General features: G+C 70.5%; 13 protein-coding genes. 5 read left to right on the top strand and 8 right to left on the bottom strand.

Annotated features, from left to right (window positions below; all coding sequences use genetic code 11):
- Positions 1-13: 13 nt before the first annotated feature.
- From ACZ7L4_RS17260 to hrcA, 4 genes are all read right to left on the bottom strand, one after another.
- The gene (locus ACZ7L4_RS17260) at positions 14-760 is read right to left on the bottom strand and encodes a 16S rRNA (uracil(1498)-N(3))-methyltransferase (RefSeq protein ID WP_472103323.1); all 747 of its coding nucleotides are present in this window, start codon (positions 758-760) and stop codon (positions 14-16) included.
- Positions 760-1833 (bottom strand): nitronate monooxygenase, encoded by a 1074-nt coding sequence (locus ACZ7L4_RS17265; protein ID WP_472103325.1) that lies wholly within the window; start codon positions 1831-1833, stop codon positions 760-762. Before ACZ7L4_RS17265 ends, ACZ7L4_RS17260 begins: the two co-directional genes overlap by 1 nt.
- Before the next feature lie 182 nt (positions 1834-2015).
- Complete coding sequence (gene dnaJ / locus ACZ7L4_RS17270) at positions 2016-3155, bottom strand: molecular chaperone DnaJ (protein WP_385757015.1); 1140 nt, start codon at positions 3153-3155, stop codon at positions 2016-2018.
- Entirely contained in the window at positions 3156-4172 is a 1017-nt protein-coding gene (gene hrcA / locus ACZ7L4_RS17275; protein WP_385757017.1) for a heat-inducible transcriptional repressor HrcA, read from the bottom strand.
- Positions 4173-4315: 143 nt separating this feature from the next.
- On the opposite strand from hrcA, the gene ACZ7L4_RS17280 reads away from it, so the two are divergent.
- Positions 4316-5053, top strand: a complete 738-nt coding sequence (locus ACZ7L4_RS17280) for an MBL fold metallo-hydrolase (protein WP_472103328.1) — start codon at positions 4316-4318, stop codon at positions 5051-5053.
- A gap of 34 nt (positions 5054-5087) precedes the next feature.
- The gene (locus ACZ7L4_RS17285; protein WP_472103330.1) at positions 5088-5909 is read left to right on the top strand and encodes a DUF3097 domain-containing protein; all 822 of its coding nucleotides are present in this window, start codon (positions 5088-5090) and stop codon (positions 5907-5909) included.
- Positions 5910-6196: 287 nt separating this feature from the next.
- On the opposite strand, the gene hemW is transcribed toward ACZ7L4_RS17285, so the two are convergent.
- Together hemW and ACZ7L4_RS17295 are read right to left on the bottom strand one after the other, a co-directional pair.
- Positions 6197-7429 carry a radical SAM family heme chaperone HemW gene (gene hemW / locus ACZ7L4_RS17290; RefSeq protein WP_472103332.1) on the bottom strand — a complete coding sequence of 411 codons (1233 nt, stop codon included), beginning with the start codon at positions 7427-7429 and terminating at the stop codon, positions 6197-6199.
- Between the two features lie 53 nt (positions 7430-7482).
- Positions 7483-9438: a SpoIIE family protein phosphatase gene (locus tag ACZ7L4_RS17295; RefSeq protein ID WP_472103334.1), complete on the bottom strand. Its 1956-nt coding sequence runs from the start codon at positions 9436-9438 to the stop codon at positions 7483-7485.
- A gap of 102 nt (positions 9439-9540) precedes the next feature.
- On the opposite strand from ACZ7L4_RS17295, the gene ACZ7L4_RS17300 reads away from it, so the two are divergent.
- Positions 9541-13686, top strand: a complete 4146-nt coding sequence (locus ACZ7L4_RS17300; RefSeq protein ID WP_472103336.1) for a HAMP domain-containing protein — start codon at positions 9541-9543, stop codon at positions 13684-13686.
- 12 nt (positions 13687-13698) lie between these two features.
- On the top strand, positions 13699-14277 hold the full coding sequence (locus ACZ7L4_RS17305) for a response regulator (protein ID WP_472103338.1): 579 nt from the start codon (positions 13699-13701) through the stop codon (positions 14275-14277).
- A gap of 33 nt (positions 14278-14310) precedes the next feature.
- On the opposite strand, the gene ACZ7L4_RS17310 is transcribed toward ACZ7L4_RS17305, so the two are convergent.
- Entirely contained in the window at positions 14311-16200 is a 1890-nt protein-coding gene (locus ACZ7L4_RS17310; RefSeq protein ID WP_472103340.1) for an AMP-dependent synthetase/ligase, read from the bottom strand.
- A gap of 223 nt (positions 16201-16423) precedes the next feature.
- Complete coding sequence (lepA, locus tag ACZ7L4_RS17315) at positions 16424-18295, bottom strand: translation elongation factor 4 (protein ID WP_472103342.1); 1872 nt, start codon at positions 18293-18295, stop codon at positions 16424-16426.
- Positions 18296-18529: 234 nt separating this feature from the next.
- On the opposite strand from lepA, the gene rpsT reads away from it, so the two are divergent.
- On the top strand, positions 18530-18796 hold the full coding sequence (gene rpsT / locus ACZ7L4_RS17320; protein ID WP_385757032.1) for a 30S ribosomal protein S20: 267 nt from the start codon (positions 18530-18532) through the stop codon (positions 18794-18796).
- Positions 18797-18910 lie beyond the last annotated feature (114 nt).

Below are 18910 nucleotides of genomic sequence, written 5' to 3' on the forward strand. Positions count from 1 at the left end.
TGGGGGCGGGTGTCTAACCCCAGCGTCCCGTACGCCCCAGCAGCAACGCCACCGCCGCCGTTCCGGCCGTCGAGGTGCGCAGGACGCTCCGCCCGAGCCGCATCGGCAGCGCCCCGGCCTCCTCGAACACCGCCAACTCCTCGGGCGACACGCCGCCTTCGGGGCCGACGACGAGCACGATCTCGCCGCTGTCCGGGAGTTCGGCCGAGGCCAGCGCCCCGCTCGAGGCGTCCCGGTCCTCGTGCAGCACCGCCGCGAAGTCCGCCCCGGCGAGCAGCGCGGCGACCTCCTTCGTCGTCGCGGCCTCCTCGACGACCGGAAAACGCACCCGCCGCGACTGCTTCCCGGCCTCGCGCGCGGTGGCCTGCCACTTGCCGAGCGCCTTGAGCCCGCGGTCGCCGCGCCACTGCGTGATGCACCGGGACGCGGCCCACGGCACGATCGCGTCGACGCCGGTCTCGGTCATGGTCTCCACGGCGAGCTCGCCCCGGTCGCCCTTGGGCAGCGCCTGTACGACGGTGATCCGGGGCCGCTCCTCGGCCTCCACGTGCACGGGGCCCGCGTCGACCTGGAGCCGGTCCTTGCCCTCGCTGCCGGTGACGACGGCCTCGCACCACGAGCCGAGCCCGTCGGTGAGGGTCACGGTCTCGCCGGCCCGCAGCCGCTTCACGGAGACGGCGTGCCGCCCCTCGGGCCCGTCGAGCACATATGCGCGGTCGCCGGGGACGTCCCCCTCGACGACGAACACGGGAGCGGTCATCAGGCGGCACCCCGCTGCGTCAACGCGGCCTTCGCGGCGTCGAGTTCGGCGGCGAGGACCTCCACGAGCTGCCCGGCGGGAAGCTCCCGCGCGAGCCGGTGCCCCTGCCCCGCCCACAGCGCCATGCCCTGCGGGTCACCGGCCTTGGCCGCGGCCTTGCGCAGCGGCGACGTCATGTGGTGGACCTGCGGGTACGCGGCGGGGGCGTACGGGCCGTGCTCGCGCATGAACCGGTTGACGAGGCCGCGTGCGGGGCGGCCGGAGAAGGCGCGCGTCAGCTCGGTCCTGTTGAACAGCGGGTTGGTCATGGCCTGCTTGTGCGGCTCCGGCGCGCCGGACTCCGGCGTGACCAGGAATGCGGTGCCGAGCTGTGCGAGGTCGGCGCCGGCCGCGAGCACCGCGGCGATCTGCGTGCCGCGCATGATGCCGCCTGCGGCGATGATCGGCAGCTGCACGGCCTCGCGGACCTGCGCGATCAGCGACAGCAGTCCGATGCCGCTGCCGTCGGCCTCGGGGTTGTCCCGGTGCGTTCCCTGATGCCCGCCTGCCTCGATGCCCTGTACGCAGACCAGGTCGGCGCCGGCCTCCTGCGCGGCCTGCGCCTCCTCCACGGTCGTGACGGTGACGCCGACCTTCGTGCCGACGCGCTGCAGGGCCTGGACGACCGCGAGACGGGGGCAGCCGAAGGTGAAGGTGACCAGGGGGACGGGGTCGTCGACGAGGATGGCGAGCTTGGCGTCGTAGCCGTCGTCACTGCAGCTGTCGGTCTCGCCGAGCGGGGTGCGGTACCAGGTGGCCTCGCCGGACAGCTGGTTGCGGTAGACCTCGACGGTGGCCGGGTCCGCGTGTTCGGTCTGCGGCATGAAGAGGTTCACGCCGAAGGGGCGGCCGGTGAGCGCCCGCACCTGTTTGATCTCCTGGTACATCCCGTCGGCCGTCTTGTACCCGGCGGCGAGGAAGCCGAGCCCACCGGCCTCGGTCACGGCGGCGACCAGGGCGGGCCGGGAGGCGCCGCCCGCCATGGGGGCCTGCACGATCGGGAGGGGGCAGAGATCGGTCAGTGCGGAGGACATGCCCGCATCGTGCCACGTCCCCTCCGGGGTGCCGAATCGACCCGGGCCCCGTCCGCACACGTCACGGGGCTCCGCCCCGGACCCCGCGCCTCAATCGCCGGCGGGGCTTATTTGAAGCCCCTGCGGCGATTGAGCAGCGGGGTCCGGGGCGGAGCCCCGAGGCCGTGACGCCGGTGCGGCGATCAGCGACCGTTGAACGCGTCCTTCAGGCGGGAGAAAAGACCCTGCTGGCCCGGCTGGAACTGGCCCGTGGGCCGCTCCTCGCCGCGCAGCTTGGCCAGCTCGCGCAGCACCCGCTCCTGCTCCGGGTCCAACTTCTGCGGCGTCATGACCTCGACATGCACGATGAGGTCACCACGACCGCCGCCCCGCAGATGCGTGACACCGCGCCCGTGCAGCGGAACCGACTGGCCGGACTGGGTGCCGGGCCGGATGTCGATCTCCTCCGTGCCGTCGAGCGTCTCCAGCGGCACCTTCGTGCCGAGGGCCGCCGCCGTCATCGGGATGGTGACGGTGCAGTGCAGATCGTCGCCGCGCCGCTGGAACGTCGGGTGCGGCAGCTCGTGGATCTCCACGTACAGGTCACCGGCGGGGCCGCCACCGGGGCCGACCTCGCCCTCGCCCGCGAGCTGGATCCGCGTGCCGTTGTCCACACCGGCCGGGATCTTCACCGTGAGCGTGCGACGGGACCGGATCCGGCCGTCGCCCGCGCACTCGGGGCACGGCGTCGGGACGACCGTGCCGAAGCCCTGACACTGCGGGCACGGCCGCGAGGTCATGACCTGGCCGAGGAAGGACCGCGTCACCTGCGAGACCTCGCCGCGCCCGCGACACATGTCGCAGGTCTGCGCCGAGGTGCCGGGCGCGGCGCCCTCACCGCTGCAGGTCGTGCAGACCACAGCCGTGTCGACCTGAATGTCCTTGGTGGTGCCGAAGGCCGCCTCGTCCAGCTCGACCTCGAGCCGGATCATGGCGTCCTGACCACGGCGCGTGCGGGACCGGGGCCCCCGCTGCGACGCCGTGCCGAAGAAGGCATCCATGATGTCCGAGAAGTTCCCGAACCCGCCGGCGCCGAAGCCACCGGCCCCGCCGCCTCCGCCGGCCTGCGACAGGGGGTCGCCCCCGAGGTCGTAGACCTGCTTCTTCTGCGGGTCGGAGAGCACCTCGTAGGCGGCGTTGATCTCCTTGAAGCGCTCCTGAGTCTTCGGGTCCGGATTCACGTCCGGGTGAAGCTCACGCGCCAGCCTTCGGAAGGCCTTCTTGATTTCGTCCTGGGAAGCGTCGCGGCGCACGCCGAGTACGGCGTAGTAGTCCGTGGCCACTTACGACTCCGCCAGGATCTGTCCGACGTAACGTGCCACTGCGCGTACTGCTCCCATCGTTCCCGGGTAATCCATGCGGGTCGGGCCGACCACGCCGAGCTTGGCCACTGCCTCGCCGCCCGAACCGTAGCCGACCGACACGACGGACGTGGAGTTGAGTCCCTCATGGGCGTTCTCGTGACCGATCCGTACGGCCATGCCCGAATCTCCCAGCTCGCCAAGGAGCTTGAGGAGCACGACCTGCTCCTCCAAGGCTTCCAGAACGGGCCGGATGGTGAGGGGAAAATCATGTCCGAAGCGAGTGAGATTGGCGGTACCGCCGATCATCAGCCGCTCCTCGGTCTCCTCGACGAGTGTCTCCAGAAGCGTGGAGAGCACCGTGGAGACCGTGCCCCGGTCCTCCTGCTCGAAGGCCTCGGGCAGGTCCTGCACCAGCTGCGGCACGTCGGCGAACCTGCGGCCCGCGACACGGCTGTTCAGCCGGGCCCGCAGGTCCGCGAGGGAGGTCTCGCCGAACGGCGCCGGGCAGTCGATCATCCGCTGCTCCACGCGCCCGGTGTCCGTGATCAGTACGAGCATCAGACGGGCGGGCGCGAGCGACAGCAGCTCGACATGGCGCACGGTGGACCGGGTCAGGGACGGGTACTGGACGATCGCCACCTGCCGCGTGAGCTGCGCGAGCAGCCGCACGGTGCGTCCGACGACGTCGTCGAGATCGACGGCGCCGTCCAGGAAGTTCTGGATGGCGCGCCGCTCGGGCGCGGCCATCGGCTTCACGGCGGTGAGCTTGTCGACGAACAGGCGGTAGCCCTTGTCGGTGGGGATGCGCCCGGCACTGGTGTGCGGCTGGGCGATGAATCCCTCGTCCTCCAGGGCAGCCATGTCGTTGCGCACGGTCGCCGGCGAGACCCCGAGCTTGTGCCGCTCGGTGAGCGCCTTGGAGCCGACGGGCTCCTCGGTGCCGACGTAGTCCTGGACGATGGCGCGCAGCACTTCGAGCCTGCGTTCATTGAGCATCGGCGCACACCTCCAGAAACAGCCGTTGCGTTCGTCGCTTGCGATCTTCCTGCTTTGGCACTCCCTGTCGGCGAGTGCCAATCGTCCCCGGCTCAGTGTACGGCCGGTGGGTACGGGCCCGGCAAGGGCGCTAGCGTCGAGGTATGGAGCTTGCGCATCGGATCGACTGGGCCTCGGCGGGCTGGGAGGGGCTGGCGCCGAACGTGGGGCGGGTGCGGTTGCCCGGATGGGACTGCACGACCGGTCTCGTGGTCGGTGAAGACGCGGCGCTCTTGATCGACACGGGATCCTCACTCCGTGAAGGGGCCCGGCTGCGCGCCGACGCCCGCGCGCTCCTCGGGCCGCACCGGAGAGTGACGCATGTCGCGCTGACCCACCCCCATTTCGACCATGTGCTCGGCACCGCCGCGTTCGCGGGGGTCGAGGTGTACGGGGCGGTGGGCGTCGACGTCCTCTTCGAGCACGGTGCCGAGGGGCTGCGCGCCGACGCCGTGCGGCACGGGGTCGCCCCGGAGGAGGCGGCCGAGGCGGTCGACATCCTCGTCACGCCGCCGCACCGGGTGTGCGGCGAGTGGACGCTCGACCTGGGTGGCCTGACGGTGCTGCTGGCGAACATCGGTCCCGCGCACAGCGGCCACGACCTGGCGGTGCTGGTTCCTGGTACGCCGGAGATCGTCTTCTGCGGCGACCTGGTGGAGGAGTCCGGCGAACCGCAGGCGGGGCCGGACGCGGCTCCCCACCACTGGCCGGCGGCGCTCGACCGGCTCCTCGACCTCGGTGGCGAGGACGCGGTGTACGTGCCGGGGCACGGTTCGGTGGTGAATGCGGAGTTCGTCCGCGCGCAACGTGCCACATTGGCGACGCGTTTCGGCGTGTCGTAGCCGGGGACCTGGGACTTCTCTTATCGTCCCTCGAATGCGCCAGTACTCTGCCGACCTGACTCCCCCGTGGAAGCGGAACAAGCCGACCCCCGAGGTGCCGGCCGAACCGGACCTCGTCGTCGAGGAGGTCACCACGGGGTTCTGCGGAGCGGTGATCCGGGTGGAGAAGACGGCGCAGGGGCCGACGGTCACCCTGGAGGACCGCTTCGGCAAGCTCCGCGTGTTCCCGATGGAGCCGCGCGGCTTCATGATCGACGGCAAGGTCGTCACCCTCGTACGTCCCTCTGCGCCCGCCCCGACGCGACCGGCCCGCAGCGCGTCCGGTTCGGTGGCGGTGCCCGGTGCCCGCGCCCGGGTGGCCCGCGCGGGCCGCATCTACGTGGAGGGCAAGCACGACGCCGAGCTCATCGAGCGGGTCTGGGGCCACGACCTGCGCATCGAGGGCGTGGCGGTGGAGTTCCTCGAGGGCGTCGACGACCTCCCCGCGGTCGTCTCCGAGTTCGCGCCGGGGCCGGACGCGCGGCTCGGGGTGCTGGTGGACCACCTGGTGCAGGGCTCGAAGGAGTGGCGGATCGCCCAGTCGGTGACGAGTGAGCACGCGCTGGTCGTGGGTCACCCGTACATCGACATCTGGGAGGCGGTGAAGCCCTCGTCGGTGGGCATCGAGGCGTGGCCCCGCGTCCCGCGCGGGCAGGACTGGAAGACGGGGGTGTGCCGGGCGCTCGGCTGGCGGGTGGCGAACACGGGGGAGGCGTGGCAGCACATCCTGTCGCGGGTCCACTCCTACAAGGACCTGGAACCGGCGCTCCTGGGCCGCGTCGAAGAACTGATCGACTTCGTGACGGCCCCGGCGTAAGCCACCGCCGCACCGGCGTTGCACCCTGGGGCTCCGCCCCAGACCCCGCGCCTCAATCGCCGGCGGGGCTTGATTTGTCGGCACTGACCGACGCCGTACCGCCTTGGGCAATCTGCCGCCTTGGGCGGCAGGGTGGGCAAGGCGGCGCACGGTGCCGCGCAACAGGTACTACGGGCGCCGACCCCGGCACGGCGAAAGACCCCGGTACCGCGCAACACAGTCGACGGACCACACCACGACACGGCGAGAAAGCCCCGGTGCCCCGCAACACAGACGACGGCCCGAGGTCAGTCGACCAGGTCGCGGACCACCGCATCCGCCAGCAGGCGCCCTCGCAGCGTCAGGACCGCGCGGCCCGCCGCGAACGGTTCCCGTTCCAGGAGGCCATCCGCCAGCGACCTCTCCGCCGCCGCCAGGCCGTCCCGCCTGAGCAGCGACAACGGGCAACCCTCCCGCAGCCGCAGCTCCAGCAGGATCCGCTCGACCCGGCGGTCCTCCTCCGCCAGCGCCTCACGCCCGGCCCCGGGCGAACGCCCCTCCGCGAGCGCCGCCGCGTACGCGCCGGGGTGCTTGACGTTCCACCACCGCACACCACCGACGTGCGAGTGCGCCCCGGGACCCGCCCCCCACCAGTCGGCCCCCCGCCAGTACAGCTCGTTGTGGAGGCACCGCCCCGCCTCGGACGTCGCCCAGTTCGACACCTCGTACCAGTCGAATCCGGCCGCCCCGAGCACCTCGTCGGCGATCAGGTAGCGGTCCGCGTGCACGTCGTCGTCGGTCATCGGCACCTCGCCGCGCCGGATCCGCCGCGCCAGTTGCGTGCCCTCCTCGACGATCAGCGCGTACGCCGACACATGGTCGGGCCCCGCCCCGAGCGCCGCGTCCAGCGTGGCCCGCCAGTCGTCGTCCGTCTCCCCCGGCGTGCCGTAGATCAGGTCCAGGTTCACGTGGTCGAAGCCCGCCGCCCGCGCCTCCGCGACACAGGCCTCGGGCCGCCCCGGCGTATGCGTACGGTCGAGGACCTTCAGCACGTGCTGCCGGGCGCTCTGCATGCCGAACGAGATCCGGTTGAAGCCGCCCTCCCGCAGCGTCTCCAGGTACGCCGGGTCCACCGACTCCGGGTTCGCCTCGGTCGTGATCTCCGCGTCGTCCGCGAGCCCGAACTCGTCGCGGATCGACCCCAGCATCCGTACGAGATCGGCGGCCGGGAGCAGCGTCGGCGTACCGCCGCCGACGAAGACCGTGCGCACCTGGCGCGGGTCGTCGCCGAGGACCTTGCGCGCGAGGCGCACCTCGTCGACCAGCGTCTCCGCGTAGTTGTCGCGGGACGCGAGCACGCCGCCCGTGCCGCGCAGCTCGGTGGCCGTGTACGTGTTGAAGTCGCAGTAGCCGCAGCGCGTGGCGCAGTACGGGACGTGCAGATAGAAGCCGAGGGGCCGGGACCCGGCTCCGGCGAGGGCGGACGCGGGCAGCGAGCCGTCGTCGGGCACGGGCTCACCGTCGGGAAGTGCGGAAGGCATGTCCCCCATTGTCCCGCCTCGCGGAGACTCCGGAACGCACCGACCGTCCCGCCTCACTGCGCCTGGAGCACCAGCAGCGCCAGATCGTCGTCCGGCGGGCTGTCCCCGAAGGCGTGCACGAGACGCCTGATCCGCTCGGCGAGCAGCTGCGCCGTCAGGCCCGCGCACCCGGCGAGCGCCTGCGCGAGCCCGTCGCCGTCGTCGAACTGGAGGGCCCCGCGGCGCCGCTCCGTCACCCCGTCGGTGACGCCGAGGAGCGTGTCCCCGGTGCCCATCACGAACGTTTCGCTCGTGTAGTCCGGGTCGTCGACGACGCCGAGCAGCACCTGCGGCGTGGCCGCGGCGACGACCTCCCCGCCGGGCCGCATCAGCAGCGGCAGCGGATGCCCGGCGGAGGCGATGGTGCAGAGCACGCCGTCCTCGGTGGGCGTCAGCTCGCCGTAGAGGAGCGAGAGGAAGCGGGAGGTGGAGCCCTCCGGCGGCACGCCCCGCCCGTCGGCCGCGGCGAGCGCGCGGGCCGCGGCGTCCGAGGCCTCGGTCGCGTCGTCGAGCAGCAGCCTGTTCAGCCGGTCGAGGACCTGCGCCACCTGGTACTCCTCGCGCGCCAGGAGCCGCAGCCACGGGCGTACGAGGCCGATGACGACGGCGGCCTCGGGGCCCTTGCCCTGGACGTCGCCGAGCGCGAAGCACCAGCGTCCGTCGCCGGCCGGGAACACGTCGTAGAAGTCGCCGCCGGGGCCGCCCGCCTCCTTCGGCTCGTACACGAGGGCGGTCTTGACGCCGGGGATCTCGGCCATGGACGTGGGCAGCAGTCCGCTCTGCAGGATGCGGCTGATGGTGGCCTGCCGGGTGAAGCGTCGGGCCGCGCTGACGGCGAGGGCGACGCGCCGGCTGAAGTCCTCGACGAGCCCGGTGATCTCGTCGGGGAAGCGGTGCCGTCCGGCCCGCCCGATCAGCAGGATGCCGAGGGCGCGGCCGCCGGCGGAGAGCCGGTAGGCGAGCGCCGAGCCCGAGTCCTCCGTGCCGGCGCCGCCCTGCGCGTCGAAGGGCCAGGGCACGGGGACGGCGCCGGAGAGCCGGTCGGGCAGCCGAGGGGGCTCCTTCTCCAGGAGTCCGCGCAGCTCCTCGGTCCGCTGTTCATGGGTGTGCCAGACGCGGGCGAGCCGGGGCAGCTGCATCGGGCCCGCGCCCAGCACGTCGTGCTCGACGACGCCCGGCAGGCCGCGCCCCTCCTCCTCGTAGAACCAGATGGCGCACCAGTCGGCGAGCCGCGGGACGAGGAGCTGGCCGACGAGCGCGGCGACCATGTCCTCGTCGAGCTGGCCCGCGAGCAGGTCGGAGGCCTCGGCGAGGAAGGAGAGCGCGCCGCGGTTGATCCAGTCCTGGTCCTGGGGGGCGCGCCGGGACGCGGGGGCGAGTATCTCCGCGGCGCGCAAGCCCCTTTGCAGGCTGCGCACGCGGGCCGGAGTGTCGGGAATCTCGGCGGCGGCCGTCGGGGCGTCGGCGGGGATACGGGCCCAGACGGTCTTGGTGCCGTGCCCGTAGGTGATGCCCCACAACTCGGCGAGGGAGGCGACGAGTTGGAGCCCGCGGCCGTACTCGGGGGTCTCCGGGGAGCGGAAGGCCCGGTCGTTGCGGACGGCGCGGGCCGGGTGCCGGTCGGTGACCTCGAGGACGAGTCCGGCGGTGGCGCCGCCGTCGGGGGCGGGGCCCTCCAGTCGGCACAGCAGGTCGACGCCGGTGCCCGCGTGCACGACGGCGTTGGTGACGAGTTCGCTGAGCACGACGGTCGCGTCGTCCATGAGGCGGCCGTCGAGGGTCAGGGACACCGCCAGCTCGGGCAGTTCGGTCCAGTCGGCGAACGCGGCCCGCAGGAAACGGCGGGCGGCGGCGGGCGCGAGCGGGTTTCCCGGCAGCGACGTGCGCGCGACGATGGGCTCCCCGGCCGGGTGGTCCGGCACGTCCGGGGGGCCGAGGACGCTGTCCCGCTGGATCGGAATGGAACCCACGTTTCGGCTCCTGAGTAGTTGTGGCAAAGACGCCTCAGGCGACACCGACAGAGTGACAGACTGACCACGCCCATAAGCGCGGAGTTACCTAAGTAGGCCGCTATGAGTGAGAACAGTGGTATGCGTGCACCTCAGAAGGGCTACGGTGACGAAGCCATCCGCCCGAGCGATCTCCGGCCGTTGTTGGCCGCGCTGACGGCTGCCCGGGACGGCACGTTCACGCATGTGCCGTCCACCGCGGACGGGTTGGTCGGGGAACTCGGCGCGACATTCAATCAGCTCGCGGACCGCAGTCTGCATTTCAATTCCGAACTCGCGCGCGTGCGCAGAGAGATCACCCGGCACGGCCGCCTCGACGAGCGTCTCGACGCCAGTCCGGGGCAGGGCGCCTGGGTGACGCGGGTCGGCGACGTGAACACCATCGTCGACGCGCTCGTCGCGCCGACCGCGAACGCCACGCGGGTGCTGGAGGCGGTGGCGGGCGGCGATCTGACCCAGCGCGTGGACCTGCACGACGGCTCGCGTCAACTCCGGGGCGATCTGCGGCGGTTGGGGCGTTCGGTCAACAAGATGGTGGACCAGCTCTCCCTGTTCACCGGCGAGGTAACCCGGGTGGCCCGCGAGGTGGGCACCGAGGGCCGGCTCGGCGGCCGCGCCAAGGTGACGGGCCTGTCCGGGAGCTGGCGCGATGTGACCGAGGCGGTCAACACCATGGCGTCGCGGCTGACGGCGCAGGTGCGGGACATCGCGCTCGTGACGACGGCGGTGGCGCAGGGCGACCTCACGCGCACGGTGACGATCGAGGCGACGGGCGAGCTGCTCGAGCTGAAGCTGACCGTGAACACGATGGTCGACCAGCTCTCCGCGTTCGCCGACGAGGTGACGCGGGTGGCCCGCGAGGTCGGCACCGAGGGCCAGTTGGGCGGCCGCGCCCAGGTCCGCGGCGTATCGGGGGTGTGGAAGGACCTCACCGACAACGTCAACTTCATGGCGTCGAACCTGACCTCCCAGGTCCGCAACATCGCCCAGGTGACGACCGCCGTGGCCGACGGCGACCTGAGCCAGAAGATCACGGTCGACGCGCAGGGCGAGATCCTGGAGCTGAAGTCGACGATCAACACCATGGTCGACCAGCTCTCCGCCTTCGCCGACGAGGTCACCCGCGTCGCCCGCGAGGTCGGCACCGAGGGCCAGTTGGGCGGCCGCGCCCAGGTCCGCGGCGTCTCCGGCGTCTGGAAGGACCTCACCGACAACGTCAACTTCATGGCCGACAACCTGACCTCGCAGGTGCGCAACATCGCGCTCGTGTCGACGGCGGTGGCGCAGGGCGACCTCGGCAAGAAGATCACCGTCGAGGCGAAGGGCGAGATCCTCGAACTCAAGTCGACGATCAACACGATGGTCGACCAGCTCTCCGCCTTCGCCGACGAGGTCACCCGCGTCGCCCGCGAAGTCGGCACGGAAGGCAACCTCGGCGGGCAGGCGCAGGTCCGGGGTGTGTCCGGGGTCTGGAAGGACCTCACCGACAACGTCAACTTCATGGCGTCGAACCTGACCTCCCAGGTCCGCAACATCGCCCAGGTGACGACCGCCGTGGCGCAGGGCGACCTGTCGAAGATGATCTCGGTCGACGCGCGCGGCGAGATCCTGGAGCTGAAGGACACCGTCAACACGATGGTGGAGCAGCTGCGCGGCTTCGCCGACGAGGTGACCCGGGTGGCCCGCGAGGTCGGCACCGACGGCCGCCTCGGCGGGCGTGCAACCGTCCACGGCGTGTCGGGCGTCTGGAAGGACCTCACCGACAACGTCAACTACATGGCGGACAACCTGACCTCCCAAGTACGCAACATCGCGCAGGTCGCCACGGCCGTGGCCCAGGGCGACCTCTCCAAGAAGATCGACGTCGACGCGCGCGGCGAGATCCTCGAACTCAAGACGACCATCAACACGATGGTCGACACGCTCTCCTCGTTCTCCTCCGAGGTGACCCGCGTGGCCCGCGAGGTGGGCTCCCAGGGCCAGCTGGGCGGCCAGGCCCGGGTCGAGGGCGTGTACGGCACGTGGAAGCGCCTGACGACGAACGTGAACGAGCTGGCGCTGAATCTGACCACGCAGGTCCGCGCCATCGCCGAGGTCGCCTCCGCGGTCACCCAGGGCGACATGTCGCGCTCGATCACGGTCGACGCGCAGGGCGAGGTCGCCGAGCTCAAGGACAACATCAACCTGATGGTGGCCAACCTCCGCGAGACGACCCGCGCGAAGGACTGGCTGGAGTCGAACCTGGCGCGCCTCGCCGCCCTGATGCAGGGCCACCGCGACCTGATGGAGGTCGCCGACCTGATCCTGCGCGAGCTGACCCCGCTGGTGAACGCCCAGTACGGGGCCTTCTTCCTGGCGGAGGAGGACGAGGACGGCACGCGGCAGCCGACCGCCGTACCGACCAAGGGGCTCGCGTACATCGCGGGGTACGGCTCGGGCTCCGCCTCGGTCATCGACACGGGCGGGATGCCGGTGCACGGCCTCGTACGGCAGGCGGCGCTGGAGAAGAAGCGGATCCTGGTGGAGGAGGTGCCGCCGGACTACATCAACATCAACAGCGGGCTCGGCGAGGCGGCGCCCGCGTCCGTCGTGATCATCCCGATCCTCTTCGAGGACAAGCTCCTCGGCGTGATCGAGCTCGCGTCGTTCTCCCGCTTCTCCGACGTCCACCTCGCGTTCTTCGACCAGTTCGTGAACACCATCGGCGTCGCCATCAACACCATCATCGCCAACTCCCGTACGGAATCGCTGCTCGGCGAGTCCCAGCGGCTCGCCATTCAGCTCCAGGAGCGCTCGAACGAACTCCAGCGCCAGCAGGCCGAGTTGCAGCGGTCGAACGCTCAACTGGAGGAGAAGGCGGCCCTGTTGGCGACTTCATCGCAGTACAAGTCGGAGTTCCTGGCGAACATGTCGCACGAGCTGCGCACCCCGCTCAACTCGCTGCTCATCCTCGCCCGGCTGCTCTCCGACAACCCCGACGGTCATCTCAACGACCAGGAGGTCCAGTTCGCGACGACGATCCACCGCTCCGGCTCCGACCTGCTCCAGCTCATCACCGACATCCTCGACCTGTCGAAGATCGAGGCCGGCCGGATGGACGTACGCCCCAAGAAGCTCCCCCTCATCAAGGTCCTCGACTACGTCCACGCGACGTTCCGGCCCCTCACCCTCGACCGCGGCCTCGCCTTCGAGGTGTCGGTCGGCGAGGACGTGCCGCGCGAGATGTTCTCGGACGAGCAGCGGCTCCAGCAGATCCTGCGCAACCTCCTGTCGAACGCGATCAAGTTCACCGCGCAGGGCCGGGTCGAGCTGCGGGTCCGCCGGGTCAAGAGCCCCGAGGGGACGCAGCTGGGCGACAGCGACGACCTGCTGGCCTTCGCCGTCACCGACACCGGGATCGGCATCCAGCGCGACAAACTGGCCGTCGTCTTCGAGGCGTTCCAGCAGGCCGACGGCACGACGAACCGCAAGTACGGCGGCACGGGCCTCGGCCTGTCCATCAGCCGGGAGATCTCCGCGCTGCTCGGCGGCCACATCGTCGCGGAGAGCGAGCCCGGCGAGGGCTCCACCTTCACGCTGTACGTCCCCGTGCGCTGCCCGGGACACGAGCCGCCGCCCGGCCAGGAGCAGGAGCCGCCGGCCCTCCCGCAGGCGTCCCCCGTGCCCGAACAGGGCGCCCCCACGGACGCGTACACGGCCTCGCAGCCACCGGAACAGGAGGACAACTGGCCGGCGACGACGAAGCTGGAGCAGTGGAAGACGGGCAGGCCGGGCCAGGTCCTGCCGGGCCGCCGCGTCCTGATCGTCGACGACGACATCCGCAATGTCTTCGCGCTCACCCATGTGCTCGGCCGCGTCGGCATGCCGGTCCTGTACGCGGAGAACGGCCGCGAGGGCATCGAGACCCTGGAGAGCCACCCCGACGTCGAACTCGTCCTGATGGACATCATGATGCCCGAGATGGACGGCTACGAGACGATCTCCGTCATCCGTGGCACGCCGAGGTGGGCCGGCCTGCCCATCGTGGCGCTCACCGCCAAGGCCATGCCCGGCGACCGCGAGAAATCGATCGCCAAGGGCGCGAACGACTACGTACCGAAACCGGTGGACGTCGACCAGTTGCTGAACGTCGTGTGCGAGCTGCTGGCCCCCGAGGAGGCGGAGTCTCCCGCCACCGAGGTCTCCGGTATCCCGGCGACCACTGAGTGAGGCACCGTCAACATGACCACTGCAGAGTCCACTTCAGCGGATCGGGCCAGCATCCTCCTCGTCGACGACATGGAGGACAACCTGACCGCCCTCGAAGCCGTCCTGGGGCCGCTCAACGAGCCGCTGGTCAGGGCCCGTTCGGGCGAGGAGGCGATGAAGGCGCTGCTGCGCAGGCAGTTCGCCGTCGTCCTCCTGGACATCCGGATGCCCGGCATGGACGGCTTCGAGACGGCGACGAACATCAAGCGTCTCGACCAGACGAAGGACGTCCCGATCATCTTCCTGACCGGCACGGAGGCCGACACCGGCTACGCCTTCCGCGGCTACGCGACCGGCGCGGCCGACTATCTGACCAAGCCCTTCGACCCGTGGGTGCTGCGCGCGAAGGTCACCGTCTTCCTCGACCTGCACCGCAAGAACCGCCAGCTGCAGCGCCTCCTGACACGCGAGCACCGGCAGCTGGACGACCTCGCGGCCCGCATGGCGACGATGGAGCGCCGCCTGGCGGTGAACGAGAACCCCGATGTGCGCGAACTCCGCCACGACATCGGGGAGATGAAGGAGACGCTGCGGCTGATGCGCCGGGGGTAGGCGCTTGCCCAACCGCGGCGTCTCCCCGGGGCGTCAGCCCTCGCGGCTGCCGGAGTACATCTCGTCGAGCAGCTCCTTGTACTCGCGCTCGACGACCGGGCGCTTCAGCTTCAGGCTGGGCGTCAGCTCGCCGTGCTCGATGTCGAGGTCGCGCGGCAGGAGCTTGAACTTCTTGATGGTCTGCCAGCGCTGCAGGCCCTCGTTGAGCTCCTTCACGTAGCCCTCGATGAGCTGCACCGTCTGCGGCGCCGCGACGACCTCGGCGTAGGAGGCGCCGCTGAGGTCGTTCTCCTTGGCCCACTCCAGGATCGACGGCTCGTCGAGCGAGATGAGCGCCGTGCAGAAGTTCCGGTCCGCGCCGTGCACCAGGATGTTGGAGACGTACGGGCACACGGCCTTGAACTGGCCCTCGACCTCGGCGGGCGCGATGTACTTGCCGCCGGACGTCTTGATGAGGTCCTTCTTGCGGTCGGTGATCCGCAGGTAGCCGTCGTTGGACAGCTCGCCGATGTCGCCGGTGTGGAACCAGCCGTCGGACTCCAGGACCTCGGCCGTCTTGTCGGGGAGGCCGTGGTAGCCCTCCATGATGCCGGGGCCGCGCAGCAGGATCTCGCCGTCGTCCGCGATCCGCACCTCGGTGCCGGGGAGCGGCTTGCCGACGGTGCCGGTGCGGTACGCCTCACCGGGGTTCACGAAGGAGGCGGCGGAGGACTCGGTGAGCCCGTAGCCCTCCAGGATGTGCACGCCCGCGCCGGCGAAGAAGTAGCCGATCTCGGGAGCGAGCGCGGCGGACCCGGAGACGCAGGCCCGCAGCCGGCCGCCGAAGGCCTCGCGCAGCTTGCCGTAGACGAGCCGGTCGGCGGCCTTGTGCTTGGAGGCGAGCTTGAACGGCACCGAGGCGACGCCCGTACGCCGGAAGTTGTCCTGGCTGACCTTCGCGTACTCGCGCGCGACCCCGGCCGCCCACTGGAAGATCTTGTACTTGGCGCTGCCGCCGGCCCGCGCCTTCGCGGCGACGCCGTTGTAGACCTTCTCGAAGATGCGCGGCACGGCGGCCATGTACGTCGGCTGCACGACCGGCAGATTCTCGATGATCTTGTCGACGCGGCCGTCGACGGCGGTGACGTGCCCGACCTCGATCTGGCCGGAGGTCAGCACCTTGCCGAAGACGTGCGCGAGCGGCAGCCACAGGTACTGCACGTCCTCGCCGCTGACGAGGCCGGTCGCCGCGATGGCCTTCGCCATGTACGACCAGTTGTCGTGCGGGAGGCGGACGCCCTTGGGGCGGCCCGTGGTGCCGGAGGTGTAGATGAGCGTGGCGAGCTGGTCCTTGGTGATCGCCCCGACGCGCTCGGTGACGACGTCCGGGTTCTTCTCCAGGTACGCGGCGCCGCGCGCCTCCAGGTCCTCCAGGGTGAGCACCCAGCCGTCGGGGTCGGCGGCGTCCGGCTCGACGCCGGTCGCGTCGACCACCACGACGTGCCGCAGCTCGGGCAGCTCGGAGCGGCGGGCCCGCGCCTTGGCGAGCTGCGCGGCGTCCTCCGCGACCATCACCTTGGACTCGGAGTCGGACAGGATGAACGCCGACTCGTCCTCGTTGGTCTGCGGGTACACGGTCGTGGTCGCCGCGCCCGCGCACATGATGCCGAGGTCCGCGAGTATCCACTCGACGCGGGTCGAGGAGGCGAGCGCCACCCGCTCCTGCGGGCCCACGCCCAGCTCGACCAGGCCGGCGGCGATGGCGTAGACGCGCTGCGCGGCCTGCGCCCAGCTCAGCGACTTCCACTCGTCGGGGCCCGTGCCCGTGGCCGAGGGCACCGGATAGCGGTAGGCCTCGGCGTCCGGTGTCGCCGTCACGCGCTCCAGGAAGAGGTTCGCCACGGAGGGCGGACGGTTCTCGATCAAGGTCTGTGTGTCGCTCACGACGTCCTCCGGGCCCGCGGCAGCGCGGCTTGTTTCAGCGGCTTGTTTAACTGGTGAGTAACCATTGGGCAGTGATCAGGGTAAGGGTCACCCGGCCGCCGCGTAAGGGGCTCCGGCCTCCGACTTCACCCGACTGCGTGCTTCGTCCTCACCCCTCACAGGGCTTACACAAAAGCAGGGCCCGGCGGCGCGAACGCCTGCCGGACCCTGTGTGCTCAGTGGCTCACTTCTTGCTCTTGGAGCCGCCGCCGTCGTCACTGGAGAGCACCGAGATGAAGGCTTCCTGCGGCACCTCGACGGAGCCGACCATCTTCATCCGCTTCTTGCCCTCCTTCTGCTTCTCCAGAAGCTTGCGCTTACGGGAGATGTCACCGCCGTAGCACTTGGCGAGGACGTCCTTGCGGATGGCGCGGATGGTCTCGCGGGAGATGACGCGGGATCCGATGGCCGCCTGGACGGGGATCTCGAAGGCCTGCCGCGGAATGAGCTCCCGCAGCTTGGCCACCAGGCGCACGCCGTACGCGTACGCGGCGTCCTTGTGCGTGACGGCGGAGAACGCGTCGACGCGGTCGCCGTTCAGCAGGATGTCGACCTTCACCAGGTCGGAGGCCTGCTCGCCGGTGGGCTCGTAGTCCAGGGACGCGTAACCGCGGGTCTTGGACTTCAGCTGGTCGAAGAAGTCGAAGACGATCTCGGCGAGGGGGAGGGTGTAGCGGATCTCCACCCGGTCCTCGGAGAGGTAGTCCATGCCGAGGAGGGTGCCGCGGCGGGTCTGGCAGAGCTCCATGATCGCGCCGATGAACTCGCTGGGCGCGAGGAGCGTGGCGCGCACGACGGGCTCGTAGACCTTGTCGATCTTGCCCTCGGGGAACTCGCTCGGGTTGGTGACCTGGTGCTCGGTGCCGTCCTCCATGTCCACGCGGTAGACCACGTTGGGGGCGGTGGCGATGAGGTCGAGCCCGAACTCGCGCTCGAGCCGCTCACGGATCACGTCGAGGTGCAGCAGCCCCAGGAAGCCGACGCGGAAGCCGAAGCCGAGCGCGGCCGAGGTCTCCGGCTCGTAGACAAGCGCGGCATCGTTGAGCTGCAGCTTGTCGAGGGCCTCGCGCAGGTCCGGGTACTCCGAGCCGTCCAGCGGATACAGGCCCGAGAAGACCATCGGCTTCGGGTCCTTGTAACCGCCGAGGGGCTCGGTCGCGCCCTTGTTCAGCGAGGTGATCGTGTCACCGACCTTGGACTGACGGACGTCCTTCACGCCGGTGATGATGTAGCCCACCTCGCCGACGCCGATGCCGTCGGCCGGGGTCATCTCGGGGGACGACACACCGATCTCGAGCAGCTCGTGCGTGGCGCCGGTCGACATCATCCGGATTCGCTCACGCTTGTTGAGCTGGCCGTCGACGACACGGACGTACGTGACGACGCCGCGGTAGGAGTCGTAGACCGAGTCGAAGATCATCGCGCGGGCGGGGGCGTCGGCGACGCCGACCGGGGCCGGGACCTCGTGGACGACCTTGTCGAGCAGCGCCTCGACACCCATGCCGGTCTTCGCGGAGACCTTCAGCACGTCCTCGGGCTCACAGCCGATGAGGTTGGCGAGCTCCTCCGAGAACTTCTCCGGCTGGGCGGCCGGCAGGTCGATCTTGTTGAGCACCGGAACGATCTTGAGGTCGTTCTCCATCGCCAGGTAGAGGTTGGCGAGGGTCTGCGCCTCGATGCCCTGCGCCGCGTCGACCAGCAGGATCGTGCCCTCGCAGGCCGCGAGCGAGCGCGAGACCTCGTACGTGAAGTCCACGTGGCCCGGCGTGTCGATCATGTTGAGGATGTGGGTACTGCCCTTGTCGGGCCCCTCGGTCGGGGCCCAGGGCAGCCGCACCGCCTGGGACTTGATCGTGATGCCGCGCTCTCGCTCGATGTCCATCCGGTCGAGGTACTGAGCACGCATCTGCCGCTGCTCGACCACACCGGTCAGCTGGAGCATCCGGTCGGCGAGCGTGGACTTGCCGTGGTCGATGTGCGCGATGATGCAGAAGTTGCGAATCAGAGCCGGGTCGGTGCGGCTCGGCTCGGGCACATTTTTAGGGATCGCGGGCACGCAGGGTCCTGTCTCTTGAGGCCTTCTGCCTCAGGTCGGCCTCGGTTGGGATCAATACGTAGCCTCCATGGTCCCATGAGCGGGGGGCTGCGCTCGGTTTGGGCCGCCTGGAGGACGGCTGATACCGTGGGCAGCTGTGTCTCATGCCCTCTCAGCGCGAGGCACGCACTCAGTGACAATCACCGGTACGGGTCCTTCACCGGATCCGTGCCTGAACCTGAAAAGGCTCATTTCGTGGCGAACATCAAGTCCCAGATCAAGCGGATCAAGACCAACGAGAAGGCTCGGCTGCGCAACAAGGCCGTGAAGTCCTCCCTCAAGACCTCGATCCGCAAGGCCCGCGAGGCCGCTGCCTCCGGTGACGTCCAGAAGGCCGTCGAGGCCCAGCGCGCTGCCGCGCGTCAGCTCGACAAGGCCGTCTCCAAGGGCGTCATCCACAAGAACCAGGCCGCCAACAAGAAGTCGGCGCTTGCTTCGAAGGTCGCGTCCATCCAGGCCTGAACCTGACCTGACCTGATCGACCGTCGGTGGGACCCGGGCGGGCCCTCTCTTCCGCCCCCGACCGACACCCAGAGCCCGCACGCGATCTGCGTTCGCCACGCGGGTGCGGGCTCA

Source organism: Streptomyces sp. NPDC107575, from assembly GCF_055657265.1.